Annotated in this window: 20 protein-coding genes; 10 read left to right on the plus strand and 10 right to left on the minus strand. The window is 64.5% G+C overall.

The features are described from left to right. Nucleotides 1-10: 10 nt before the first annotated feature. The 4 genes from ISO16_RS13640 to ISO16_RS13655 all read left to right on the plus strand — a co-directional run bounded on the left by ISO16_RS13640 (nucleotide 11) and on the right by ISO16_RS13655 (nucleotide 3,494). Complete coding sequence (locus ISO16_RS13640; protein WP_072636765.1) at nucleotides 11-211, plus strand: ferredoxin; 201 nt, start codon at nucleotides 11-13, stop codon at nucleotides 209-211. 84 nt (nucleotides 212-295) lie between these two features. Further along, nucleotides 296-1,456 (plus strand): acyl-CoA dehydrogenase family protein, encoded by a 1,161-nt coding sequence (locus ISO16_RS13645; RefSeq protein WP_072636766.1) that lies wholly within the window; start codon nucleotides 296-298, stop codon nucleotides 1,454-1,456. Continuing rightward, on the plus strand, nucleotides 1,456-2,313 hold the full coding sequence (locus ISO16_RS13650; RefSeq protein WP_072636767.1) for a phosphate/phosphite/phosphonate ABC transporter substrate-binding protein: 858 nt from the start codon (nucleotides 1,456-1,458) through the stop codon (nucleotides 2,311-2,313). Before ISO16_RS13645 ends, ISO16_RS13650 begins: the two co-directional genes overlap by 1 nt. Continuing rightward, nucleotides 2,310-3,494, plus strand: coding sequence for a hypothetical protein (locus ISO16_RS13655; protein ID WP_072636768.1), 1,185 nt, complete (start codon nucleotides 2,310-2,312; stop codon nucleotides 3,492-3,494). Before ISO16_RS13650 ends, ISO16_RS13655 begins: the two co-directional genes overlap by 4 nt. Before the next feature lie 226 nt (nucleotides 3,495-3,720). Here the strand turns inward: ISO16_RS13655 and ISO16_RS13660 are convergent, their stop codons facing one another. The 3 genes from ISO16_RS13660 to ISO16_RS13670 all read right to left on the minus strand — a co-directional run bounded on the left by ISO16_RS13660 (nucleotide 3,721) and on the right by ISO16_RS13670 (nucleotide 8,990). Then, on the minus strand, nucleotides 3,721-5,991 hold the full coding sequence (locus ISO16_RS13660) for a hydantoinase B/oxoprolinase family protein (protein ID WP_072636769.1): 2,271 nt from the start codon (nucleotides 5,989-5,991) through the stop codon (nucleotides 3,721-3,723). After that, the gene (locus ISO16_RS13665; protein ID WP_072636813.1) at nucleotides 5,988-8,099 is read right to left on the minus strand and encodes a hydantoinase/oxoprolinase family protein; all 2,112 of its coding nucleotides are present in this window, start codon (nucleotides 8,097-8,099) and stop codon (nucleotides 5,988-5,990) included. Before ISO16_RS13665 ends, ISO16_RS13660 begins: the two co-directional genes overlap by 4 nt. Before the next feature lie 66 nt (nucleotides 8,100-8,165). Continuing rightward, nucleotides 8,166-8,990 (minus strand): amidohydrolase family protein, encoded by an 825-nt coding sequence (locus ISO16_RS13670; RefSeq protein WP_072636770.1) that lies wholly within the window; start codon nucleotides 8,988-8,990, stop codon nucleotides 8,166-8,168. A gap of 124 nt (nucleotides 8,991-9,114) precedes the next feature. Here ISO16_RS13670 and trxB point away from each other — a divergent pair, with 124 nt between their 5' ends. The 5 genes from trxB to ISO16_RS13695 all read left to right on the plus strand — a co-directional run bounded on the left by trxB (nucleotide 9,115) and on the right by ISO16_RS13695 (nucleotide 13,218). Beyond that, nucleotides 9,115-10,062: a thioredoxin-disulfide reductase gene (gene trxB, locus ISO16_RS13675; protein ID WP_072636771.1), complete on the plus strand. Its 948-nt coding sequence runs from the start codon at nucleotides 9,115-9,117 to the stop codon at nucleotides 10,060-10,062. Nucleotides 10,063-10,122: 60 nt separating this feature from the next. Beyond that, on the plus strand, nucleotides 10,123-10,452 hold the full coding sequence (gene trxA / locus ISO16_RS13680) for a thioredoxin (protein WP_072636772.1): 330 nt from the start codon (nucleotides 10,123-10,125) through the stop codon (nucleotides 10,450-10,452). A 188-nt stretch (nucleotides 10,453-10,640) separates the two neighbouring features. After that, a complete protein-coding gene (locus ISO16_RS13685) occupies nucleotides 10,641-11,663 on the plus strand; it encodes a thiamine pyrophosphate-dependent dehydrogenase E1 component subunit alpha (protein WP_072636773.1) in 1,023 nt (340 codons plus the stop codon). 16 nt (nucleotides 11,664-11,679) lie between these two features. Continuing rightward, nucleotides 11,680-12,639 carry an alpha-ketoacid dehydrogenase subunit beta gene (locus ISO16_RS13690; protein WP_072636774.1) on the plus strand — a complete coding sequence of 320 codons (960 nt, stop codon included), beginning with the start codon at nucleotides 11,680-11,682 and terminating at the stop codon, nucleotides 12,637-12,639. Between the two features lie 33 nt (nucleotides 12,640-12,672). After that, entirely contained in the window at nucleotides 12,673-13,218 is a 546-nt protein-coding gene (locus ISO16_RS13695) for a nuclear transport factor 2 family protein (protein ID WP_230304345.1), read from the plus strand. A 106-nt stretch (nucleotides 13,219-13,324) separates the two neighbouring features. Here the strand turns inward: ISO16_RS13695 and ISO16_RS13700 are convergent, their stop codons facing one another. The 6 genes from ISO16_RS13700 to ISO16_RS13725 form a co-directional block, all read right to left on the minus strand. Continuing rightward, entirely contained in the window at nucleotides 13,325-14,062 is a 738-nt protein-coding gene (locus tag ISO16_RS13700; protein WP_170913989.1) for an enoyl-CoA hydratase-related protein, read from the minus strand. Nucleotides 14,063-14,080: 18 nt separating this feature from the next. Further along, entirely contained in the window at nucleotides 14,081-15,160 is a 1,080-nt protein-coding gene (locus ISO16_RS13705) for an acyl-CoA dehydrogenase family protein (RefSeq protein WP_230304346.1), read from the minus strand. Beyond that, nucleotides 15,160-16,311: an acyl-CoA dehydrogenase family protein gene (locus ISO16_RS13710; protein WP_072636776.1), complete on the minus strand. Its 1,152-nt coding sequence runs from the start codon at nucleotides 16,309-16,311 to the stop codon at nucleotides 15,160-15,162. The genes ISO16_RS13705 and ISO16_RS13710 overlap by 1 nt, the downstream gene beginning before the upstream one ends. Nucleotides 16,312-16,395: 84 nt before the next feature. Then, entirely contained in the window at nucleotides 16,396-17,610 is a 1,215-nt protein-coding gene (locus ISO16_RS13715; protein ID WP_072636777.1) for an NAD(P)/FAD-dependent oxidoreductase, read from the minus strand. Nucleotides 17,611-17,621: 11 nt separating this feature from the next. Continuing rightward, complete coding sequence (locus ISO16_RS13720; protein ID WP_072636778.1) at nucleotides 17,622-18,623, minus strand: LLM class flavin-dependent oxidoreductase; 1,002 nt, start codon at nucleotides 18,621-18,623, stop codon at nucleotides 17,622-17,624. A 14-nt stretch (nucleotides 18,624-18,637) separates the two neighbouring features. Continuing rightward, nucleotides 18,638-20,071: an FAD-dependent oxidoreductase gene (locus ISO16_RS13725; protein WP_072636779.1), complete on the minus strand. Its 1,434-nt coding sequence runs from the start codon at nucleotides 20,069-20,071 to the stop codon at nucleotides 18,638-18,640. 168 nt (nucleotides 20,072-20,239) lie between these two features. On the opposite strand from ISO16_RS13725, the gene ISO16_RS13730 reads away from it, so the two are divergent. After that, on the plus strand, nucleotides 20,240-21,001 hold the full coding sequence (locus ISO16_RS13730; protein ID WP_072636780.1) for an SDR family NAD(P)-dependent oxidoreductase: 762 nt from the start codon (nucleotides 20,240-20,242) through the stop codon (nucleotides 20,999-21,001). An 84-nt stretch (nucleotides 21,002-21,085) separates the two neighbouring features. Here ISO16_RS13730 and ISO16_RS13735 read toward each other — a convergent pair whose 3' ends face one another. Continuing rightward, on the minus strand, nucleotides 21,086-21,889 hold the full coding sequence (locus tag ISO16_RS13735; protein WP_072636781.1) for an enoyl-CoA hydratase/isomerase family protein: 804 nt from the start codon (nucleotides 21,887-21,889) through the stop codon (nucleotides 21,086-21,088). Nucleotides 21,890-21,912: the final 23 nt, after the last annotated feature.

The raw sequence follows: 21,912 nt of genomic DNA on the forward strand, positions 1-21,912 counted from the left end.
GGGAACCATCATGGCCAAGGTGTACGTCGATCGAAGGAAGTGCCAGGGCTTGGGCCTGTGCGAGTCGATTGCTCCCCGGGTCTTCGAGGTGACCGAGGACGGGGTACTGAGCCTGCCCACCGAGGGCACGTTCGTCGAGACCGATCGGGAATTGATCATCTCCGCCGTAGAGGGCTGCCCGAATGAGGCATTGAGCATCTCCGAGGAATGAAGGTACTCCTCCCACCGCAATTTTCGACCGACGGGAGGGACCGACCGCTACTGCTTCAGCCCGATATTCGAAAGGAATCCATCCATGACCGACGGCACTGCCCTGGACCACGATCTCGACGCGAGATTGAGCGCGATCATCGAGAATATCGTTCGCCCTTCGGCCCAGCGCATCGACGAGGCGGGTGAGTATCCGCGCGAGGCGCTCGCTGCCCTCGCGAAGAACGGACTGCTCGGTCTCATGAGCCCCTCCGAAGCGGGGGGCGGTGGCGCTCCCCTGTCCGCGGGAGTCGAGGTGATCGAACGGGTCGCATCGGCGTGCGGCTCGACCGCGATGACTCTCATGATGCACTACGCGGCTTCGGCCGTGATCGACACTCACGGATCTCCCGAACAGCAGGCGCAGGTCGCGACGGGCCGGGGCTTGTGCACCTTGGCCTTCTCCGAGACCGGGTCCCGCAGTCACTTCTGGGCGCCCATGTCGACGGCAACATCCGACGGTGACCGAATTCGCCTCGATGCTCGAAAGAGCTGGGTCACCTCGGCTGGAGAGGCCGACATCTATGTCTGGTCGAGCCGACCCCTCGGAAATGCCGCGACCGGGGGGATGACCCTGTGGTCGGTACCCGACGGCATTGCAGGCCTGCGCGTCGACGGCAGCTTCAACGGGCTCGGGCTGTGCGGCAACGCGTCGCGGCCGATGCGGGCCGAGGCAGTGCTGGTCCCACGGACTGCCATTCTGGGGGAGGACGGCGACGGGCTGAACATCGCCCTGGGCGTCATCCTTCCCCGATTCCTGCTCCTCAATGCCGCCTTCTCACTCGGCTTGATGGAGGCTCTGCTGGACCAGGCGGCCGCCCACCTGACACACTCGCGGCTCGAGCATCTCGACACCAACCTCGCCTCTCAGGTGCTCCCCCGCAGCGCATTTGCAGATCTGAGGATTCAGGTCGATTCGACCCGCGCGTTCATCAACGACACCCTGAGCGCACTCGAGGGCGACCGCGACGACGCGATTCTGCGTGTCCTCCAGGTGAAACTCGTCGCAGCGGAGGCCGCGTCCGCAGTCAGCGACGGCGTGATGAAACTGTGCGGCGGGACGGCCTTCCGGAAGGAACTCGGCATCGAACGCCAATTCCGGGACTCGCTTGCTGCTCGAGTGATGGCACCGACATCGGAGGCGCTCCGCGACTTCGTCGGCCGCCTGTCGCTGGGGCGTCCCTTGTTCGACGAGGAGCCCGCCTGATGTCGCGCCCGCTGTTGATGGGGGCGGTCGCGTACGACCCCAAAGTGGTGACAATATGGGACGGCTTTCGCGCGTGGTTCCGAGATCACGGACTCGATTTCGACTACGTCCTCTACTCGAATTACGAGCGGCAGGTCGTCGATCTCGTCGAAGGCCGGATCGACGCAGCGTGGAACTCGCCCCTCGCCTGGGTCCGAACGGTGCGGATGGCCGCTCGCGCGGGTCGTGTCGTCCGGCCCGCTGTGATGCGGGACTCGGACCAGGATCTGACATCCGTAATTGTCGTGCGGGCGGATTCGCAGATCCGAGACGTGACGGAATTGTCGGGAAGGGCCGTAGGGGTGGGAGCCGTGGACTCGCCCCAGGCAACACTCATCCCTTTGGCGCACCTGCGGTCGGCAGGGCTCGTGCCGGGACAAAACTTGGAAGTACGCCGATTCGACGTCGGGGTCGGTCTTCACGGCGACCACATCGGTGGAGAGCGGGACGCCGCCCGGGCACTCCTTCGTGGCGAAGTCGACGCCTGCTGCATGATCGACTCGAACCACATGCTCTTCGGTCGAGAAGGTACGTTCCCTGTGGGGGCAGTCCGAATCGTGGCGCAGACCGGCACGTACGACCACTGCAACATGACGGTCGCCGATTCGATTCCGAAGAAGACCGCGGACCGTTTCACCGAACTGCTCCTGTCGATGTCGTATGCCGATCCGGAAGTGCGCTCTCTCCTGGAACTGGAGGGCCTGAAGGAGTGGAGGGTCGGGAGGACCCAGGCGTACGCATCCCTCGAGCGCGCTGTGGACGAGGCCGGGTTTCTCGATGCGGACGGCAATCTGACGGACCAGGACTACCGACCATGATTCGCTTGGACCTCGAGGGTCTGAGTTTCGATCAGGGCGCTTATCTCCTGGTCCGCCATTTTCTCGAAAAGGTTCCTGTGGGCGGCAGAGCGACGGTCGTCGGCACGGCTCCCGCACTGGGCGTCGACCTTCGCTCCTGGTGCCGCGCGGAGGGACACAGATTCGAATCAACCGAGCAGTCGGGCGCATACGAGGTGGTGCGAGGGGGAGCTCAGCTCGCACGGTGGCTGAATGCCGAACGGGCCGGCTCCTCCAGTGCATCCGCACTCGTTCGACGACCGGATCCCACTTGGGGTCTGGCTGCCAGAGGGGCGCTGGTCGAACCTGGAGGGCCGGCCGTATCGTTCGATCTCGACGATCGAGACGTGGTGTGGGCGGACCTCGCACCACGGCTCTATGCTCATGCGGCGGCAGCCCAGTGGGATCCCGCATCTGCAGTAGATTGGACGTCGGAGATCGACGTTCCCGGCGACATCGAGCGGGCGGTCGTGCAGATCATGACCTACCTGATCGAAAACGAGCAGGCGGCACTCGTCATTCCGGCGCGGCTCCTTGCACGGGTCCATCCCTACTTCTACGAGGTCCAGCAGCTACTTGCGGTGCAGGCCGCCGACGAGGCCCGGCACATGGAAGTGTTCCGACGCCGCGCGGTGTTGAACGGTGGGGAGCTCGGCACATCGTCGGTCGGGGGTCGAGAGTCGTTGGCCAGCCTTCTCGACGAGCCGGATTTCTCCTTGGCTTCTTTCCTGCTGTCGGTTCTGGGGGAAGGTACTTTCCTCTCGCTGTTGTCGTTCCTCGACAAGTATGCTCCGGACCCGATCACCAGAGCCGTCACACGCTTGGCCCGCGTCGACGAGGCACGGCACGTCGCGTTCGGTGTCGCGCACCTCGAGCATCAAGCGAGTCACGACCCGTCGCTGCGCGGGCGCCTCCGGGGGGCAGTCGAGCGTCGTCACGACGTTCTTGCCACGACGGTGGCGCTCAACTCCGACGTGTTCGACTCCCTGGTGCTGCTCGCGGCCGGAGAGTGGACTCCGGCCGCAATCGCTCGCGGCCACCGTGCCGTCGCGGACCTCAACAAGACGATGGATGAAGGCCGTCAGAGACGCCTTCTCCGCCTTGGGTTCTCCGGGGCCGAGGCGGTCGAACTTTCAGCACTTCACACCCGCAACTTCATGTGACGACCGGCGGGCTGCATCCGACACCATTCGTGTTCCTTCTCTGGCGCGTCCGGCTGGGCGCCGATATCGGTGTGGTTGGGCTACAACGAGATCTGCCACCATGGGGGCAGGACGTATCGGTTCGACGCGGTGCCCGAGCACGGCGACGTCCGTCCTCGGACGCCGCCGTACCGGCGCGGGAATGAGTCCATTCGGATCCGGCGTGGCCACCGGATGACCGGGTTGGTCAGGCCCCTGCGGGGATCACGTCGTGCAGTGACGGCTCGCCGACCATTGCCAGTTCGGCATCGATGCGGAAACCCGTGACCGGACAGATGGCCTCACGGAACTCCCAGCGATCCGCGATCTCGTGGTTGGCGACCTCGAATTCGGCCGCGATCTTGCGGACAGGCACCACCCGGGTCACGGCGCGATCCTTGTAATTTTCGTACTGGTCTCCGAGATCGGCACCATTGCACCACCAGCGACCATTCACGATGTAGAGGAGTTCACCGATACGGCGCGCCCCTGCAGGCGGCTCGACGCACTCACCGGCCTCGATCCCACCGAGGCGTTCGCGTCGGACAGCGGCACGTGCCCTCGCAGTGGCCTCCGCATCCACCACGCCGTCGGCGAAAACCACGCCGTAAACTGCGGCCGCGGCTTCCTCGGTGATCAGTCTCGCGTCGAGGTCCTTCTGCACATCCTGCGGATCCCTCAGGAGGGGGTCGCCGTAGCCCGCCGCACCCGGCGAGACCCACTCGATGACGTCACCGTTGGCGAGTGTCTCCGGACCGCCCTTGAATTCGAGCTCGACCTCGTCGCCGTGGATGTCTTCGATGGACACCGGAAGCGCACCCGACGCCAGTTGTTGCAGCGCATCGTTGTTGCGCTTGAAGCGACACGTGGCCAGCGAGCCGGGATTTCCTCCGAACAACCCGGCCGCGCGAGGGACGTTCTCGTTCTGGTGGACGACCAATGCTCCCCCGGCGATCCCGTGGGCCATCAACGTCTCTCGCATACCCACGCCCGCACGACAGCGGCCGGCACCATCGCCCGCTACGGGAAGCAGCACCCGGCTCAGCACCAGGAAGGGAGTCTGCGCCTCCATCTCCTCGGAGTTGTAGGCGATCGAATCCGGAATCCACCACTGGCCACCGACGTCGACCCCGTCACGGGACGCACGTCCAGCCAGGGAGCCCATCAGTCCGTTGCTGTCCATGAGCATGAAGGGCTTGCCGTCGTCCCGCACTCCTCCTGCCAGGACAGATGACAGGTTGGGTGTCGGCGCCCCGAGAATCAGGTCCCGAGTCTCGTCGTCTCCCGCGGCAAGCATCATGCAGACCGGCGTCGCCGCCACGTTGAGCACGTGCATCTGGGTGAAGACCGCCGAGGCGCTGACGGCCGCGGGATGGTCTGCGCAGGAGACGGTTCCCGGAGTGGGCCGGAACTCGATCCGCCGATAGGCCCCGCCGAACGCGCCGGCCATCTCCGGCAACATCTGTGACGTGAAGGAGGCGAGGACGCACCCGCTCATCCCGGCATACGTCACATTGATGGCACCCACCTGGGGATCGCTGCCTTCGTTGTCGACGATGAGCCGGTCGCCTTGCTTGGTCACATTGATCTGGTAGCGGTAGAACTCGTGGTCACCGGGGACCGATCCCTCCATGGAAGCCCGGTAGGACCAGCGACCGTCGGGGATCTTGGCGAGGCGCTCGACGAAGAGTTCCTCGCCGGCGTCCAGCACTCGGTTCATGATGCCCTTGACGACAGCTGCACCGTACCGTTCCACGAGCGCGACGATCTTCTTTCGCGTGGTCTCCAGCGAACCGTAAGCCGCGCGCAGATCCATACGAGTCACGTCCGGGAATCGGCTCTGGCGTACGAACAGATCCTCGACGTCGGTCCGGACGCGGCCCCTCTCGACGAGACTGATCGGAGTCCAGATCGCCGACTCCTGCCAGCAGTCCTCAGCCGACACGCACAGGCTGCCTGGCACCGTGCCGCCCAGGTCCTGGAAGTGCATGGAGTTGGCGATCCAGCAGAACAGCTCGCCGTCGACGAAAATCGGTGCTACGAGCGAGGTGTCGCACTGGTGAGCGCACCCGATGTACGGGTCGTTGCACAGCAACATGTCACCGTCGGCGAGCGTCTCGGCCTGATGGTGCTCGAGAATGTACTTGACGATCAGCGAATGGAAGTTCGAGTAGTACTGGACTCCAGAGCCGAGATATACGAGGTCACCGACCTCCGTGAGAATCGAGGACTGGAAATCACGGGACAGCATGACGACCGGAGAGACGGCCAGGCGCTGAATGAGATCCGCGTGCTCGAGGTTGATGTTCATCAGCGCGTAGCGGACGACCTCGGCTGTTACCGGGTCGACGTCCGTTTGCGCCGATGTGTGGAGCGTGATTGCCGGATGAACTACAGGTGGGTTGGAGGGGATGTAGCCTCGCTGACGACCGTCCCACGGGACAGTGTCCTGGGGAGTCTCGACGGTGTTGGCGGTCATGCCGACAGTTCCTTTCTCCGGGTGAGCACACAGTTTCCGGCGCGGTCCGTCTCGAGGAACTGTCCGGGGGGAACGGAAATCGTAGTGTGGGGTAGTTGCACCACGGCCGGCCCGTGAACCGCCAGGCCGTGCGCGGGCGGGGCGTCGTAGACGTCCGTCGTGACCCACCTGCCCTCATCCGGCCAGAAGATCTCCCGCGTGCCGGCGGACACCGCCGCACCGCCACCGGCCTCGTGGGGCTCGGATTCGAGGGCACCGGCGTGCCGTACAGCGGTGGCGATCACGCGGACGGAGAAGATCTCGACCTGTTGGAAGCCGGACACGGCCGTGGCTCCGTAGAGCCGTGCGTACTCTGCCGCGAACGCGCTCTCCAATGAACTCCGTCTCTCCTCGCTCACCCCCCCTTCCGGCAGCGGCAGGGGCAGTTCCTGCATGTACTGCTCTGCGTAGCGGGCGAGCGCGGTCCGCTCGAGACGGATGTCCTCCGGGGCGAAGCCCCCCTCGGTCATCGTGGTGACGGCACGGTTCTCGAGTCGAGTACAGACATCCTGAAGCGCACGGACGTCGAAAGGCGCCTTGATCGAGCACTCCTGCTCGAAGATCTGCTTCGCATCGGTGACCGCGATGCCGTACGCCGAAAGAGTGGAGGCCCCGTTACCAAGGGGTATGAGCACTCCCCGGGCGCCGAGCTCGTGCGCGAAGGCGAAGGCGTGCACGGGTCCTGCACCACCGAAGGCGTAGACCATGAAGTCGCGCGGGTCCAGGCCTTGTTCCAAGGTCCGCTGACGAATCAGCGTTGCGGCGGCAAAGCTGTTGACCTTGAGGATGCCTGCAGCGGTCTCCTCCAGGCTCATTCCCAGCTCGTCGGCCAGGCGCTGGACGGCCGCTTCGGCAGCCGTGCGATCCAGCTTCATCTGACCACCCAGGAATTGGTCCGGATCGATCAGTCCGAGAACGACATCGGCGTCTGTCACCGTCGGAAGCGTGCCGGCGCCGTAGCAGGCCGGTCCCGGATACGATCCCGCAGATTCGGGACCGACCCTGATGCCGCGGCTGATGTGATCGACCTGGGCGATGGAGCCGCCGCCACAGGCGATCGAACGAACGTCGAGCTGTGGCACCCGATAGGTGTACTGCTCGATCACTTGTTCGCCGACGAGGAGCGGGCTGCCATCGATGATGAGGCCGACCTCGAACGAGGTCCCCCCCATATCCGTGGCGATGACGTTGCGATGCCCCAGGCGCGCAGCGATGGAGGCAGTGCCTGTAAGACCGCCGACGGGCCCCGATCCGATCGTCTTGACCGGCGCCCCGACGGCTGACGCCAGTGGGGCCACCCCACCGTTCGATTGCATGATGAAGGCCGGAGCATCCAAGCCGCGGCTCTGCAACTCCGACTCGAGCTTCTTCAGGTAACGGCTGGATCGGGGGCCGACGTAGGAATTGATGACGGTTGCCACGGTCCGTTCGTACTCGCCGATCCGGGGAGCGATCTCAGAGGAGATGCTGACGTAGATGTCCGGACGGATTTCGTGGATCAGTTCCCGGATCCGCTGCTCGTGCGTCGGGTTTCGGAAGGACCACATCAACGCGACGGCCACTGCTTCTATGTCTTGATCCAGCAGCAAGCGCAACGCATTCCGGGCCTGTTGCTCGTCGAGGGGTACCAGCACCGAGCCGTCCTTGGTGACGCGCTCGACCACCTCGACGACGTGCTCGCGTGGAACCAGAGGATCCGGCTTGTCGGTGTCGCGCACACTGAGCAACTTGTCCTTGGGAATGCCCGCGGTCCGACCTCGCCCGCGCATCATCAGAAGGGCATCTCCATGGCCGGCGGTGGCCACGAGCCCGACTCGGGCACCGAGCCGCTCCACTACCAGGTTCGTTCCGATGGTGGTGCCGTGGCCGAAGGCCTCGGTATCCGCGAGAAACTCCTCGACTTCCCGTCCCGCAGCCTCGGCCAGCTTCTGCACTCCCGCTATCACCCCCTCGTCGGGGGAGCTTGCGTGCGTCGAGGGCACCTTGCTTTGGATGATGTTGCCCTGCGTGTCGACTGCCACACAATCGGTAAAGGTACCGCCGATGTCAACCCCAATTGCATACGCCATTCGCATACTGTAATGCATGCAAAACGGCCTGACAAGATCGACCGGCGCTGCCTGCAGCGGCTCTTCCTACTCCCAGCCGATCCATTCGGACAGCCCCCGCCCCATGATCCATTCCAGACTCTCCGCGTCCAAGAAGTCCAATTCCTCGGTGAAAAGGCGCCGCGCCTCGCGGTAGGAACAGGGCAACCGCGTGACGTCGCTACCCCAGAAGACCCGCCGTGGGCCGAAGGCGTCGACCACTCTCTCGATGTGGTCGTGCAGGGTCCGAAACGGATAGGGCTCGGTGATATAGGCGGGCAGACTGCTTGCCTTCACCGCAATATTCGGGAGATGGGCCAGGCGAATCAGGCGCTCGATCGAGGGACCGAGGTCGTCGGTGAGGCCGGTGGCGAACCCAAGATGGTCCACCACGATGCGCAGGTCGGGATAACGCGCCGCGATGCGTCCGATCTGGGGAATACCGAAGGGAGAGAACACCATTATCGGTATGCCTGCCACCTCCGCGGCAGACCAGAGCCAGTCTGCCGTCCCGTCCTCGAGCCAGGAGGCGGGAGGGTTCTTGCTGAAGGTGACACGGATTCCGAGCATCCCCGGCTGCTCCAGCCACCGAGGCACAAGACGTCGGCTCGTCCGGTCCGCGACATCGAGCCGGCCCATCACACGAAAGACGCCGGGATGATCGGCTGCCGCCTGAAGACAGTAGTCGTTCCGGTCTCCTTCGGAGAGAGGTGGTACGAGTATCGCGCGGTCCACCCCCGCGACGGCCATATCGGCCCGCAGTTCATCGATCGTGTAATGGGGTCGATGAGCATACTGGCGCCGTTCGTCCGGCCACGGGCGGTCGGGCGTTTCGGCGGGCCATACGTGAACTTGGGCGTCGGTGACGATCATGAATCCGCCTCGCTCTAGAAATTATGCGTTTCTGTATGCCATTATGGCTCATCGGCGCTTCTTCGGCGACTGTCACGCGAGGACGTGATCCCATCCACAGCCAGCGCCCCTGCAAGGAGAACCCATGACCGAGAGCGACCCGCTCCGCAATCTCATCATCATCGGATCCGGTCCGGCCGGCTACACGGCAGCCGTCTATGCCGCCCGTGCGAACCTTCGTCCCCTCCTGTTCGAGGGTTCCATCAGCGCGGGGGGCGCGCTCATGAACACCACCGAGGTGGAGAACTTCCCCGGCTTCGAAGAGGGCATCACGGGTCCGGAGCTCATGGCGGAGATGCGGGCTCAAGCCCTCCGGTTCGACGCCGAGATCATCAGCGATGATGTGGTATCGGTCGACCTGATCGGCGACATCAAGCGGGTAACCGACAGTGCGGGCAAAACGTACACCTCGCGCGCGGTCATCCTTGCGATGGGTTCTGCCTACCGGGAACTCGGCCTGCCCGACGAGAAGCGGCTCTCCGGGCATGGTGTGTCCTGGTGTGCGACGTGCGACGGCTTCTTCTTCAAGGACCAGGACATCGCGGTCATCGGAGGAGGTGACTCGGCCATCGAGGAGGCGACATTCCTCACCAGATTCGCACGCTCGGTGACGATCGTGCACCGCCGCGACGAATTGCGCGCCTCCAAGATCATGGCCGACCGCGCCTTCGCCGATGACAAGATCTCCTTCGCCTGGAACAGCACTGTCGAAGCCCTTCACGGCGACGACCGGCTCACCGGCATCACACTGCGTGACAATTCGACGGGGACGACCCGAGAACTGGCAGTCTCCGGGATGTTCGTTGCTGTCGGGCACGACCCCCGCAACGAACTCGTCAAGGGTGTCGTCGACCTCGACGACCAGGGATACGTCCTTGTGGAGGGACGATCTACGCACACCAGCGTGGAGGGCGTTTTCGCCTGCGGGGATCTCGTGGACCACACCTACCGGCAGGCCATCACTGCCGCCGGCTCCGGCTGCTCGGCCGCACTCGACGCCGAACGATTCCTGGCGCGGGCCGGTCACGTCTGAACGGCCGGCATCTCACCGTGAGCACGGTCTCATCCACTGGGAAACGAGGAAGGATAATCAATGGGACTAGTTGTGGAGACCACCGACGCGACGTTCGACGCCGACGTCCTAGGATCCGACAAGCTCGTCGTCGTCGACTTCTGGGCGCCCTGGTGCGGTCCCTGCAGGGGACTCGCACAGGTTCTCGACGAGGTTGCCGCCGAAATGGGTGAGGCTGTTCGAGTCGTCAAACTCAACATCGAGGAACAGTCTGCGACTGCCGCCGCCAAGGGCATCATCAGCGTCCCGACACTGCACATCTACCGCGGCGGCGAGCTGGTCTCCTCGATGATCGGGGCCAAGCCCAAGACCGAGATCCTGGCCGCACTCGAGGCCGCCGTCTCGAGGTGAAGGCAATCTGAGCGGGCCCTCCCTGCTCTGCATGCACCGGGCGTCGACCGGTAGGGCACGGGGTGACAGCTCCCATACGAAGGCAAAAATGTATACACTCTCTGTATATTGCGGCGACGGACGTTCACGGCCGGTGGAACTGCCGATATGCAGCCCCCGCGCCTCGAGAGACTCGTGAGGATCGAAGCATGAATGACAGTCCAGCCCCCATGCAACGCGTGCCGCTGAGTGCCGATGCGCTGGAGCGCATGTACAACCTCATGCTCAGCACCACCATGGCCGATCAGCGGGCCTCTGCCGAATCCAAAGCGGGGCGACTCCGCGCGGCCTTCTACCCCGTCCGTGGAATGGAGGCCGTCTGCGCCGCTCTCGGAGCGACGATGCGACGCGACGACAAGATGATTTCCACTTACCGCAATCTCGGCGACGCCATGGCCAAGGGAATGTCGCTCCAATCGATCGTTGCCGAACTGTACGGCAAGGAGGAGGGCTGCTCCCGGGGGCGAGGTGGCCCCATGCATCTGCAGGATCAAGAGGTCAACTTCACCGCGACCACCGGCATCGTCGGCTCCGGCATGCAAATCGCGGCAGGCCTGGGCATGGCCGAACAGATGGACAGGTCCGGCAACGCCGTCGTCGTCACCTTCGGTGACGGGGCGACGTCGATCGGCGCCTACCACGAGGGCATGAACTTCGTCGCCCTGTGGAAGCTGCCCGTCGTGATCGTGTGCCAGAACAATCAGTGGGGCGAGCATACGGCAATTGCCGACTACGCGCCCAACACCGACCTCGCCAAGCGTGCTGCCACTTACGGCATGGCGGCCGAGCGTGTGGACGGATTCGATCCCATGGCATGTGTAGACGCACTCGATGCCGCACTGACACGGGCTCGTGCGAACAGGGGTCCGACATTCCTGGAGTTCGTGCACTACCGGCTCACCGGGCACACGGGAACCGCGGACTACAGCTACGTGCCCAAGGAAGAACTGGCGGCGGCGATGAAGCGCGACCCCGCCCCGACCTTCCGCAGATGGCTCCTGGAGAACGGGCACTTGTCCGAGCAGCAAATTTGCGGCATCGAGGCCGACGCGGCAACCACGGTCGACGACGCCTTCCGGTACGCGGCGGCCGGCACCGATCCCGACCAGGCGGACATCTACGAGGGTGTCTTCGCCGACGAAACCTTCGCGAGGAGCGCCAGCGGTGAGTAACACCAGCATCCAACAGATGACCATCGCCCAGGCGATCAACTCCGGCTACCACTGCGCCATGGAGGCCGACGAGAAGATCGTCATTCTCGGCGAGGACGTGGCCGATCCGATCGGGGGAGTCTTCAAGACCACCAAGGACCTGTCCACGCGGTTCGGCACCGAGCGGGTTCGCGCCACGCCGATCGCGGAGGGCGCTATCGCCGGGGCGGCGGTGGGTCTGGCACTCGGCGGCTACCGCGGCGTGGTCGAAGTCATGTTCTTCGACTTCTCGACGCACGTTCTGGATCAGATCCTCAACCATGCCGCCAAGTTCCGTTACATGACCGGCGGCGCCACACCGACGCCGGTCATGGTCACGAGTGTGATCGGAAGCAGCCACTTCGGCGCACAGCACGCTCAATCGGTGGAGACCTGGTTCATGCACACCCCCGGAATCAATGTCTGTTTCCCCTCCACTCCACGCGATGCCAAGGGACTGCTCATGTCCTGCCTGGAGTCACCCGATCCGACCCTCCTCATCCAACACACCGGCCTCCTCTACTCCGTCAAGGAGGAGGTGCCGACGGGCCCCTACCGCGTTCCCCTCGGCAAGGCCAAAACCGTGCGGGCCGGTAACGACGTCACGATCGTCGCATACGGCACCACCGTGGCCATGGCGATCGAGGCGGCCGACATGCTGGCCCGGGACGGCATCGACGCGGAGATCATCGACCTCCGCTCGCTGGTGCCATTGGATTTCGAAACCGTGCTCGACTCGGTCGAGCGCACTCGCCGATGCGTCGTGACACATGAGGCAACCCAGTTCGCCGGACCAGGTGCGGAGATCAGCGCCCGTATCACCGAGGACCTGTTCAACGAGTTGCTGGGACCGGTTCTGCGTGTCGGTGGTCTGTTCACGCCGGTGCCATTCGCCAAGACTCTCGATCGCCTGCCGACCACCGAGCGCATCGTGGCAGAGACCAGAAAGCTGTTCTGAACCATGACGGAAGACAGGCACCCGGCCCCGACGGTGCATCCGGACGCCGCGTCGAGCTGGTCACTGCTCACCGATCGCATTGCGAGAGAGTCCGATCCGATACTCCGCCGCAATCTCGACGTGGTTGCGCGGCACGTCGTGGCGGAAGTCGCCGGTGATCTCGAGGCGCTGAAGGCGACGCTCGTAGCCGACCCACGGTACTCGTTCTGGGGTGGGGAGTCACCGACGCGGCTCAGGTCGATGGTGGAGGTCGAGGCGTTCTACGAGAACAACATGCGGGTCGGCAAGAACCGCCTGTCCTTCGATATCACCCGCGTCCTCGTCGACGAGTCCACCGTGATCACCGAAGGCGTCTTCCGCCACGTCGTCAAGGGTGCCTTTCTGCCCGACAGAAGGCTGCCGGACGGCGGGCCGCTCGACCCCGATCTCAGCTATCTCACGGCCTACCAGGCTCTGGTGGTCTGGCCGATCACATCGGACGGGCTCATTGCGGGCGAAGAAATCTATCTCGGTGAGCCTCATCAGGTCCAACGCGCAGTGGCACCGGGCGAACTACCGCACCTCGGCAGCGCACGCTGATCCGATCTTCCCCTCGATCGGGGGGATGCCGATACGGCCGGCCGCGGGGGCAACCACACAATGGTCTGCCCCCGCGTTCGTTACTGTGACGGCCGCAGCAATGACGTCATTTGCCGTGCTTACGCCGAAGCGACCACATCTGGGGTGCCTTCTCCAGTTCGACAGCGACATCCCAGGGCATTCCGCCTGGAGCCGTCTCCCGACGAAAGCTCATGACAAGTCGGCGAGCGAGATCCGGATCGGCCGCGACTCGCCGGGCAAGGGAAGCGGCGTAGTCCTCGGTCTCGGGGTCGTCCACCGCAGCCCAGGCCAGGCCGAGGTCGACGGCTCGCTCACCGGTGACACCCTCACCGAAAACGCCTAGGGCGGCGGCGGCTTCACGACCTATCGATCGATTCAGAAGGGTGAAATGTCCCCCACCGGGATGGATACCGATCTGAGCGAAGCCGGGGATCAGCCTCGCCGTCGCCGACACGATGCGCAGGTCTGCGGCCAGCGCGAGGTTGAGGCCTGCTCCGACCGCTGCGCCACGGACGGCGGCGACCGTGGGGATCCCGACTGTGCCGATGGCAGTGAATGCCCGGTAGACGGTTTCCAAGTCCCGATATGCCGCCTCCTCAGTCGGATCGTGCCCCACATCGGCGAGAACTTCGCGAACTGCTCCAGCGCAGAAGTGGGCTCCACCGGTGACCACGAGTGCACCGACGGACGAATCGGCCTCGGCGGTCAGGGCAGCGTCGGTGAGATCCCGCGCCATCTGCACGGACAGGGCATTACGGCGCTCCGGAGCACCGAGGCGGATCGTGGCGACACCGTCGCTCATGGCATACGAGATCTCGGACAACGGTAGATGCTCCCTCGGTCAGGCGGTCGGGTGATCGGATCGGGACGTGATGAGAGGCCACAATCCGTCCCGTCCCGCTTCCGTGCTCAGATCGGTCAGCATCGTGTCCCACTCATGAACAGAGCCGAAATCACTACGGTGGACCAGTATCGACTTGGTCAACATCGGAAGCTCGTGTTCGAGCGTGGTACCGAGCGCGCCGAGCACCTGATGGGCATTGCGGACGACAACCGAGGAGGCGTGACCGACACAGGATTTCGCAACTCCGATCGTGAACGGCGTCCCTGGGTCGTTCCACCCGGTGGTGACCACTCGGGCGACGGCCACATCGGTCGCCGCCCGGGCAAGTGCCGCCTCCGCGGCCAAATCGGCGACCAGCGATTGGACAGCCTGGAACTTGCCGATCGGCCGACCGAACTGCACGCGCTCGTCGACGTAGGCGAGCACGATCTCCACCACTCGGGCGATACCACCTGCTGCCTGGGCACATCGGGCAAGTGCACCGCGCAGGCGGTACAAGGCCGCCGTGTCGTCACTCACGTCGGCTCCATCCTCGAGATCACAGATGTCGAACCGCACCGAGTCGCACGGCTCCCCGGCAAGGTTGCGAGCATGGGTGACGGAGAGGCTTGCCGCCGGCACATCGGCCACTCGCCACCCCCGGTCCGACTTCCACAATGCCACGATCGAGGTGGCGCTTCGTGCCCACGGCACCGTCCGAGCGAGACCGCCGTCATCGGGCTGACACACGGTGCGGAGGCCGCCGCCCTCGGACAGATCCGCAACCTCGAGCAGCCAGCCGCCCAAGAGATCGTGCTCTGCAAGGGGTACCGGTGCGGCCGCGCCGGCCGCCGCCCCGAGCAGTACGGACGCCTCCACCCAGGAGGCACCGCTCCCGCCCCTGGATTCGTCCCCTGTGAGCCGGGTCAGACCGAGATCGTCCAGGCGCTGCCACAGAACGGCGTCGAAATTGACGGTTGCGGTAGGTTCCCCGCGCTTCGACCGGTAGTCGGCGAAAAGGCTTTCGAGCATCGCGACGAGGTCGGTGTCCGCACGCGGAGACGCGGCGAGTTCGATCGTCGAATCATGCACGGTCATCAGCGAATCCCCAATCCGCGGGCAATCAGGCCGCGAAGAATTTCGTTGGTACCACCTCGAAGCGTGAAGCCCGGGCGCTGCAGGATCGATGCCCTCAGCAGGGCCTCCACTTCGGGATGGTCCGGTATTCCCGACGCGGTGATGCGGTCGACATAGTCGGCGATGTCCCCCTCCTCGGTTGTACCGAGCAGTTTGACGACCGCAGCCGCGGTGTCGGCATCAGGATCATGGGATTGCAGCGCCGTCGAGACAGCGAAGGACATCTGGCGCAGAGCGGACACCCTCGCAACGTGCTTGCCCAGATTCGGGTCACGAGGTAACCCGCCCTCGGCCATTGCACCGGCGGACGCGGCGAGCAGCGCATAGGTCGAGAGGATCCGTTCCGGTCCACTGCGCTCGAAACCGAGTTCGGACGTGACCTGTCGCCAACCGTCACCGACCTTGCCCAGGACCCGGTCGTCCGGGACGAAGACTTCGTCGAGATGAACCTCGTTGAAGTGGTGTTCGCCGCCCATGGACAGAATCGGGCGGATGGTGACACCGGGTGCATGGAGATCGACGATGAACTGACTGAGCCCGGCATGCCGGTGCGCCGGGTCGAAAGGCTCCGATCTGGCAAGCGCGAAGAAGGCGTCGGATTCATGCGCGCCCGACGTCCACACCTTGGTCCCGCTCAGGCTCCAACCACCGTCGATGCGAACGGCCCGCATCCGCACACTCGCAAGATCGGATCCTGAATCCGGCTCCGACATGCCGATGGCCCATACCATTTCGCCGCGGCTGATCCGAGGCAGGAACTCGTTCTTCTGTTCTTCGGTGCCGTATCGCAGAAGCGACGGCCCGATCTGACGTTCGGCCACCCAGTGCGCCCCGACCGGCGCTCCGACGACGAGCAATTCCTCGGTAACGACGAATCGCTCCAGAAAAGTTCGCCCTTGGCCCCCATACTCTTTCGGGATAACCATGCCGAGCCACCCCCGACGACCGAGTTCACGGGTGAACTCGCGGTCCCATCGGGTCAACCAGGTATCCACATGCGGAACAAACCTGCCCTGTTCGATCTGTTCTCGCAGAAATCGACGTACCTCGCCCCTGAGGGTGGCCAGCTCACGATTTTCCACGGCAACAGGCGGCACCAGCACTCGAGACACCCAAACACCTCCTCATTGCATACAATTTGTCACATCTTCGGCTGCCGCCCGAGGAGGTGGCCCGCCACCCGGCGGCTGGTCCATTCACACTCCGGACGAGGCCCGCCGGCGCTCTGCCATGAAGTCGAGCCCCTCCTGCCACGAGACACCGTTGTTGATCATCATGCGGCACTTCATGATCACCGAAGGTGAATTGACAGCCAGAGCACCCACCAGCCGATCATTCAGACGATAGACAGTCACCCACTTGTCGGAGTCCACCGAGCCCGAGACCACCTGGGTCTCCTCGGCGGTGGGAAGACCGACGAACTGCAGCGACATTCCGTACCAGTGCGTCCAGTAGTACGGCACAGTCGCATATGCGGTGGGCTCGCCCAGTCCGAGTGCATTGCGCGCGGCCATACGGCCCTGCTCGGCGGCGCTGGTCCAGTTCTCGAGGCGCATCGACTGGCCGAAGGTTCGGTTGTGCCAGCTTACGATGTCGCCGGCACCGTACACACCCTCTGCCGAGGTGGCCAGGGTGGCGTCGCATGTCAGGCCCCGTTCGACGGCGATGCCCGAACTCTCGAGCCACGCCGTCGCAGGATCCGCACCGATGCCGACGACGACGAGGTCCGCCGGAAGTCTTGTGCCGTCCCCGAGTCGAACCGCCTCGACCCGACGTTTCCCCTCGATCTCCTGGACGTGCGCGCCACAGATCAGCCGAACTCCGTTGCGAACGTGCAGGGCCGAGCATGCCTCCCCCATCTCGTCACCGAGCGCGCGGACGAGCGGTACGGGTGCTGCCTCGACGATGGTGACGTCGAGGCCGCGTCGGCGGGCGGCCGAGGCAACCTCTGCTCCGATGAAACCCGCGCCTACCACCACGACGTGCACAGCGCTTGCGAGTGCCGCACGGACGGCACGGGCATCGTCGACCGTGCGGAGGGTGTGGACTCCGTCGAGGTGATCGTAGTCGCTCAGAGTGCGGGCCCTGGAACCGGTTGCCACGACCAAAGCGTCATAACCTATCTCGCCCGTGTCCAGTTGAACGCGCTTCTCGCGGATGTCCAGCCCTCGTGCCCATGTGCCGAGCCGAAGATCGACACCCAAATCGTCGCGCAGGTAGCTCCGAGATCGGAACGTGGTATCGAGCTCGTCGTCTTCGTAGAGGAGTTGCTTACTCAGCGGTGGCCGGTCGTACGGAAGGTGCTCCTCTCCCCCGATGAGCGTGATCCGGCCGTCGAAGCCATCCTTTCGTGCTGCTTCGACGGCACGCAATCCCGCCAGCGATGCACCGACCACGACGAAGTTCTTCATGACAGTTTTCCTCATGTTTTCGTGAAGGAGCCGTTCGCAATCAGTTTCGGCAGAACACGGTCCTCGAAAAGGCGCAGACTCTCCCAGGACTCGTCGGGATCCAGCCCCCCGAATAGCGGGTGAAAACGCAATTCGTCGTGTTCCCCGAACCCCTCGAGCCGACTCAGGCACTCTTCGGGAGTGATGATCCAGATGTCTGGATCCTGCCCCACCTGATCCAGCGAAGTCATCGGTCTGTAGTTGCCGTTCGCCGCATCGGACCTCGACATCGCCCACCGAGCATACATATTCGAGGTGTGCATCACGTGAGGACCGACGACGGCAAGGGCCCTCTCCGGATCCTCGGCCAGATGCACGAATGTCGGGGTATGGTTCCGGAACGGTGCCGGTGCAGGTTTGCCCGCCTTGGCAAGTTCTTCCTCATAGAGTTCGTAGAGCTCTCTCGATGTGGGGACATACGGCAGTCCCAACCGGGCGGCCCTACGCGCGGACGGCGGAGCACTACCGCCGATGCTGATCGTGGGGCCGTCGCCGAGCGGTGCCGGCGAGACGACAACGGTCCGGCCTTGGTACTCGAACGGCACGCCCCGCAATGCCGTGCGCAGAACGTCGATCTTCGTCTCGAAGGTTCGTGCTCGCGTTGCGAAGTCGACTCCGAACATCTCGAATTCCCGTTCGAGGTATCCGATGCCGGTGACGACGTTGAGCCGCCCACCGCCGCTGAGGATGTCGATCACGGCAAGATCCTCGGCAAGGCGGAGCGGATCGTGCAGCGTCACCAGCAGCGCGGAGGGTTGCAGCCCGATCCGCTTGGTTCGGGCCGCCACCGCGCTGCAGAATACGAGCGAGGATGGGAGATAGCCATCCTCGGTTCCGTGATGCTCGGCGACGTGCACAGCGTCGAAGCCCAGCGCATCTGCCCATGCACACTGCTCGAGGGCAGCCGCGTACAGATCTGCGATCGGTGCGCCGAAGTCCGGCGCGCGCAGGTCGTATCGAAGTCCGAGTTCCACGCGGCGCGCTCCGATCAGCCTTCGACGGATGCGGCATAGATTGCCGCCTCGGACCCCGCGACTCGACCGATCGTGTAGGAGTTGGCGATCGAGTTGCCGCTACCGACGTATGCACCACCGAGCACACCGCCGGTGCACTCACCGGCTGCGTAGAGTCCTTGGATTTCCGTGCCGTCCTGGTGCAGTACGCGCGCAGTGTCGTCGATGCGGAACCCGTAGGCAGTCCAGTTGACGGTGCAAGGCCGAACCTCGGCGATGTAGTACGGCCCGGTGGAAATCGGCAACAGGAACTTCGTCGGCTTGAGATAGTCGTGGTCGACGCCTTCGGCGCACATGCGGTTGTAGCGCGCCACTGCACCCGCGACGACGCCCGGGTTGAGACCGGCATGCGCGGCGGCGTCCTCGACGGTGTCACCCGCGAACATCCGCCCCTTCTGCACCATCTCCTCGACGAGGTCGGGGACGTAGTTCTTCGGACGGAACTCGTCGCGGTCCGGCCAGTTCTGTCGGTAGGGACTCCGATAACGATCGGCAAGTTCGGCCGGCGGGTGCATCGCTGCGTTGTCGAAGATCATGAAGGCCCGGTTGCCCACGTGATTGATCCGCTCGTCGACGACCGCGTATGGCATCGATTCGTCGAGGAACCTGTGCCCGTCCTCGGTGACCAACATGCACCACCCAGGCTGGAAGGCTTCATTGAGCTTGTTCGGAGCGAAATTCGGGGCAAGGGTACGCAGGCAGTGGTCGAACCCGGTCAATTGCGCACCGATCGCCTCCGCGAAATCGAGCGCGTCTCCGCGAGCACCGTCGGCTCCGATGTACCAGGACCAGCCTTCGTACCATACGGAGGGGGTGTACTTCGCGACACGCTCGTTGTTCGCTCCGAAGCCACCGGTGGCCACCACGACGGCCTTTGCCCGGATCTCGTCGTCGCCCACCGCAGCACCGACGACCTTGCGATCCTCGACGAGGAGACGGTCGACCCGCTGGCCGATCGCGATGTCGATGCCGAGCCGCTTCGCCACGGTGTGCATTGCGTCGACAATCGCCTGGCCACCGCCCAAGGGGATGTGGCCACGCTTGTTGCGCTCGGTGCTCGTGTAGATCAGACGGTCGGCGAACTCGACTCCGTGCCCTTCCAACCAGTCGACCGTGGCTCCTGCGTTCTCGACCAGAGTCTTGACCGGTCCCAAGTCCACATCGTAGTTGTTCCAGTGCAGATAGTCGTACAGGAAGGTGTCGACGTCGTCCTCAATGCCGTCGGCCTGCTGGGCCCTGCTGCCGGCCGCCATGAACAGGCCACCCGACAGGCGTGACGAACCGCCGACAACACTTTCGGATTCGCAGATCATGACACGTTCCGCGCCTGCCTCCCTGGCGGCGACGGCGGCGGCAAGCCCGGCGCCCCCCGACCCGATCACGAATACGTCGACATCGAAATCTGCCATCACTGCTCCTCTTCGAGTGCGGGCGGTCGTCTACCGAGAGACGCGATACAAATCGCATACTACTTTGCATGCTATATTGAGTAAAGTAGCCGGAAGGGGACGCTTCGACAACCCGTCGATCGAGCCTGTAGGCACGTCACTTCCGCGAGCACCTCGGAAGGGTTGGGTATGGATCTGGGCTTGAAGGGCTTGCGCGTTGTGATCACCGGCGGAGGCAGCGGAATCGGCCTCGCCATCGCGGACCAGTTCGCCCAGGAAGGTTGCTCGGTGGCGATCTGCGGTCGGACCAGGTCGACACTCGATACCGCCGTCAATCAGCTCACTTCACATGGTGGACGCGCTGTCGCTCACGTCGTCGACATCGCAGATGGAACGGCCATCGGCCCGTGGGTAGACGCAGCAGCATCGTCTCTGGGCGGAATCGACATCGTCGTCCACAACGCAAGTGGAGCGGCCGGTGTGGGCGAGGAAGCCTGGCGACGCAACATCGACATCGACGTGCTCGGATTCTCCCGCCTCGTAGAGCACGCTACGAAGCATCTCGCGGAGTCCTCTGCGGCCTCGGTCGTCGCCATCAGCAGCACCGCGGCAATCGAATCGTTCGCAAACCCGGCTGCTCCGTTCGGGGCCATGAAGGCCGCTCTCATCCACCAGTGCGCGGGTCTGTCGAAGACTCTTGCTCCCCAGGGGATCCGGGTCAACGCCGTCTCCCCTGGTCCGATCTTCTTCGAGGGCGGACCGTGGGATCGGGTGCGATCGGAACGTCCCGACTACTACGAGAGCATCGTGGGACAGATTCCCCGCGGCCGGATGGGCACGCCCGAGGAGGTGGCCCGCATCGTTGCCTTCGCCGCGAGCCCGGTCGCGGCGCTCGTGACCGGCGCGAACATCGTGGCCGACGGCGGGCTCACCAAGCGGATCCCGATCTGATCGAGCCCTGATCTTCGGAGCAGCGAGACGGTCTGCTCCGCACCCGATATGCGGAGCAGACCTCGCGGCGACACGCGCTGGTCACTACGAAGAGGATGAGTTGGGCGGAGCGGACGCCGGCGCCGGCTCGGCGCCGGTGCGGGACATCTTGGCGACCATCGCTTGCTTGGCCGCAATCCGCTGTGGATGTGTCGCCGTGCGGTCGTACATTGCGGCTTCGGCCTCGAGCTGTTCCGCAACGGTATTGCGTGCTGCCATCCCCAACAGCTCCTTCACAGCCGGAACCGCGACGCCGGGTTTGGCCGCCAGCAACTGCGCGAGCTCCATGGACGAGGCCATGAGGTGATCCGGATCGACGACACGGTTGACCAGTCCCATATCGAGCGCCTCCGCCGGCCCGACCTTTCGGCCCGTCGTCAACAGCTCGAATGCGCGGCCGTATCCGATCAGACGCGGCAGAAAGAAGCTCGCGCCGGTGTCGGTCGCCAAGCCCACGTCCACGAACCCGGAGGAGAAGACCGCGTGGCGTGAGGCCACTCGCATATCAGCGACGAGAGCCAGGGAGAGCCCCGCGCCCAGTGCCGGACCGTTGACCGCGGCGATGATCGGCAATGGCAGCGTCGCCAGCCTGAGCATCGTCGGGTTGAAGACCTCGCGCATGCGGCGCGATCCGGGCTCGATCGGAAGCGGCTTGGCCTTGATGTCCCCCCCGGAGCTGAAAGAGGGTCCGTTACCGGTGACGATCACGGCTCGGACGGCGTCGTTCGGCATCGGAAGTGCATCGTTCAACGCAGTCATCAGCTCCGGACTCGTGGCATTGCGGCGATCCGGACGATTGAGGGTGATGACACGAACGGTGCCCTCATCCCTGACTTCGACGACGCTCATCTCCTACCTCCACCTTCTTCAAC

Origin of the sequence: Rhodococcus sp. M8 (assembly GCF_015654185.1) — a bacterium.
In the GTDB taxonomy this organism is placed as follows: domain Bacteria; phylum Actinomycetota; class Actinomycetes; order Mycobacteriales; family Mycobacteriaceae; genus Rhodococcus; species Rhodococcus aetherivorans.

Coding starts and splice junctions, on each gene's coding strand:
- ISO16_RS13650 (WP_072636767.1), top strand. CDS start 1,456: ATGTCGCGCCCGCTGTTGATGGGGGCGGTCGCGTACGACCCCAAAGTG.
- ISO16_RS13735 (WP_072636781.1), bottom strand. CDS start 21,889: ATGAGCGTCGTCGAAGTCAGGGATGAGGGCACCGTTCGTGTCATCACC.
- trxA (WP_072636772.1), top strand. CDS start 10,123: ATGGGACTAGTTGTGGAGACCACCGACGCGACGTTCGACGCCGACGTC.
- ISO16_RS13645 (WP_072636766.1), top strand. CDS start 296: ATGACCGACGGCACTGCCCTGGACCACGATCTCGACGCGAGATTGAGC.
- ISO16_RS13640 (WP_072636765.1), top strand. CDS start 11: ATGGCCAAGGTGTACGTCGATCGAAGGAAGTGCCAGGGCTTGGGCCTG.
- ISO16_RS13665 (WP_072636813.1), bottom strand. CDS start 8,099: ATGGCGTATGCAATTGGGGTTGACATCGGCGGTACCTTTACCGATTGT.
- ISO16_RS13655 (WP_072636768.1), top strand. CDS start 2,310: ATGATTCGCTTGGACCTCGAGGGTCTGAGTTTCGATCAGGGCGCTTAT.
- ISO16_RS13670 (WP_072636770.1), bottom strand. CDS start 8,990: ATGATCGTCACCGACGCCCAAGTTCACGTATGGCCCGCCGAAACGCCC.
- ISO16_RS13730 (WP_072636780.1), top strand. CDS start 20,240: ATGGATCTGGGCTTGAAGGGCTTGCGCGTTGTGATCACCGGCGGAGGC.
- ISO16_RS13705 (WP_230304346.1), bottom strand. CDS start 15,160: ATGACCGTGCATGATTCGACGATCGAACTCGCCGCGTCTCCGCGTGCG.
- ISO16_RS13725 (WP_072636779.1), bottom strand. CDS start 20,071: ATGGCAGATTTCGATGTCGACGTATTCGTGATCGGGTCGGGGGGCGCC.
- ISO16_RS13660 (WP_072636769.1), bottom strand. CDS start 5,991: ATGACCGCCAACACCGTCGAGACTCCCCAGGACACTGTCCCGTGGGAC.
- ISO16_RS13715 (WP_072636777.1), bottom strand. CDS start 17,610: ATGAAGAACTTCGTCGTGGTCGGTGCATCGCTGGCGGGATTGCGTGCC.
- trxB (WP_072636771.1), top strand. CDS start 9,115: ATGACCGAGAGCGACCCGCTCCGCAATCTCATCATCATCGGATCCGGT.
- ISO16_RS13685 (WP_072636773.1), top strand. CDS start 10,641: ATGAATGACAGTCCAGCCCCCATGCAACGCGTGCCGCTGAGTGCCGAT.
- ISO16_RS13690 (WP_072636774.1), top strand. CDS start 11,680: ATGACCATCGCCCAGGCGATCAACTCCGGCTACCACTGCGCCATGGAG.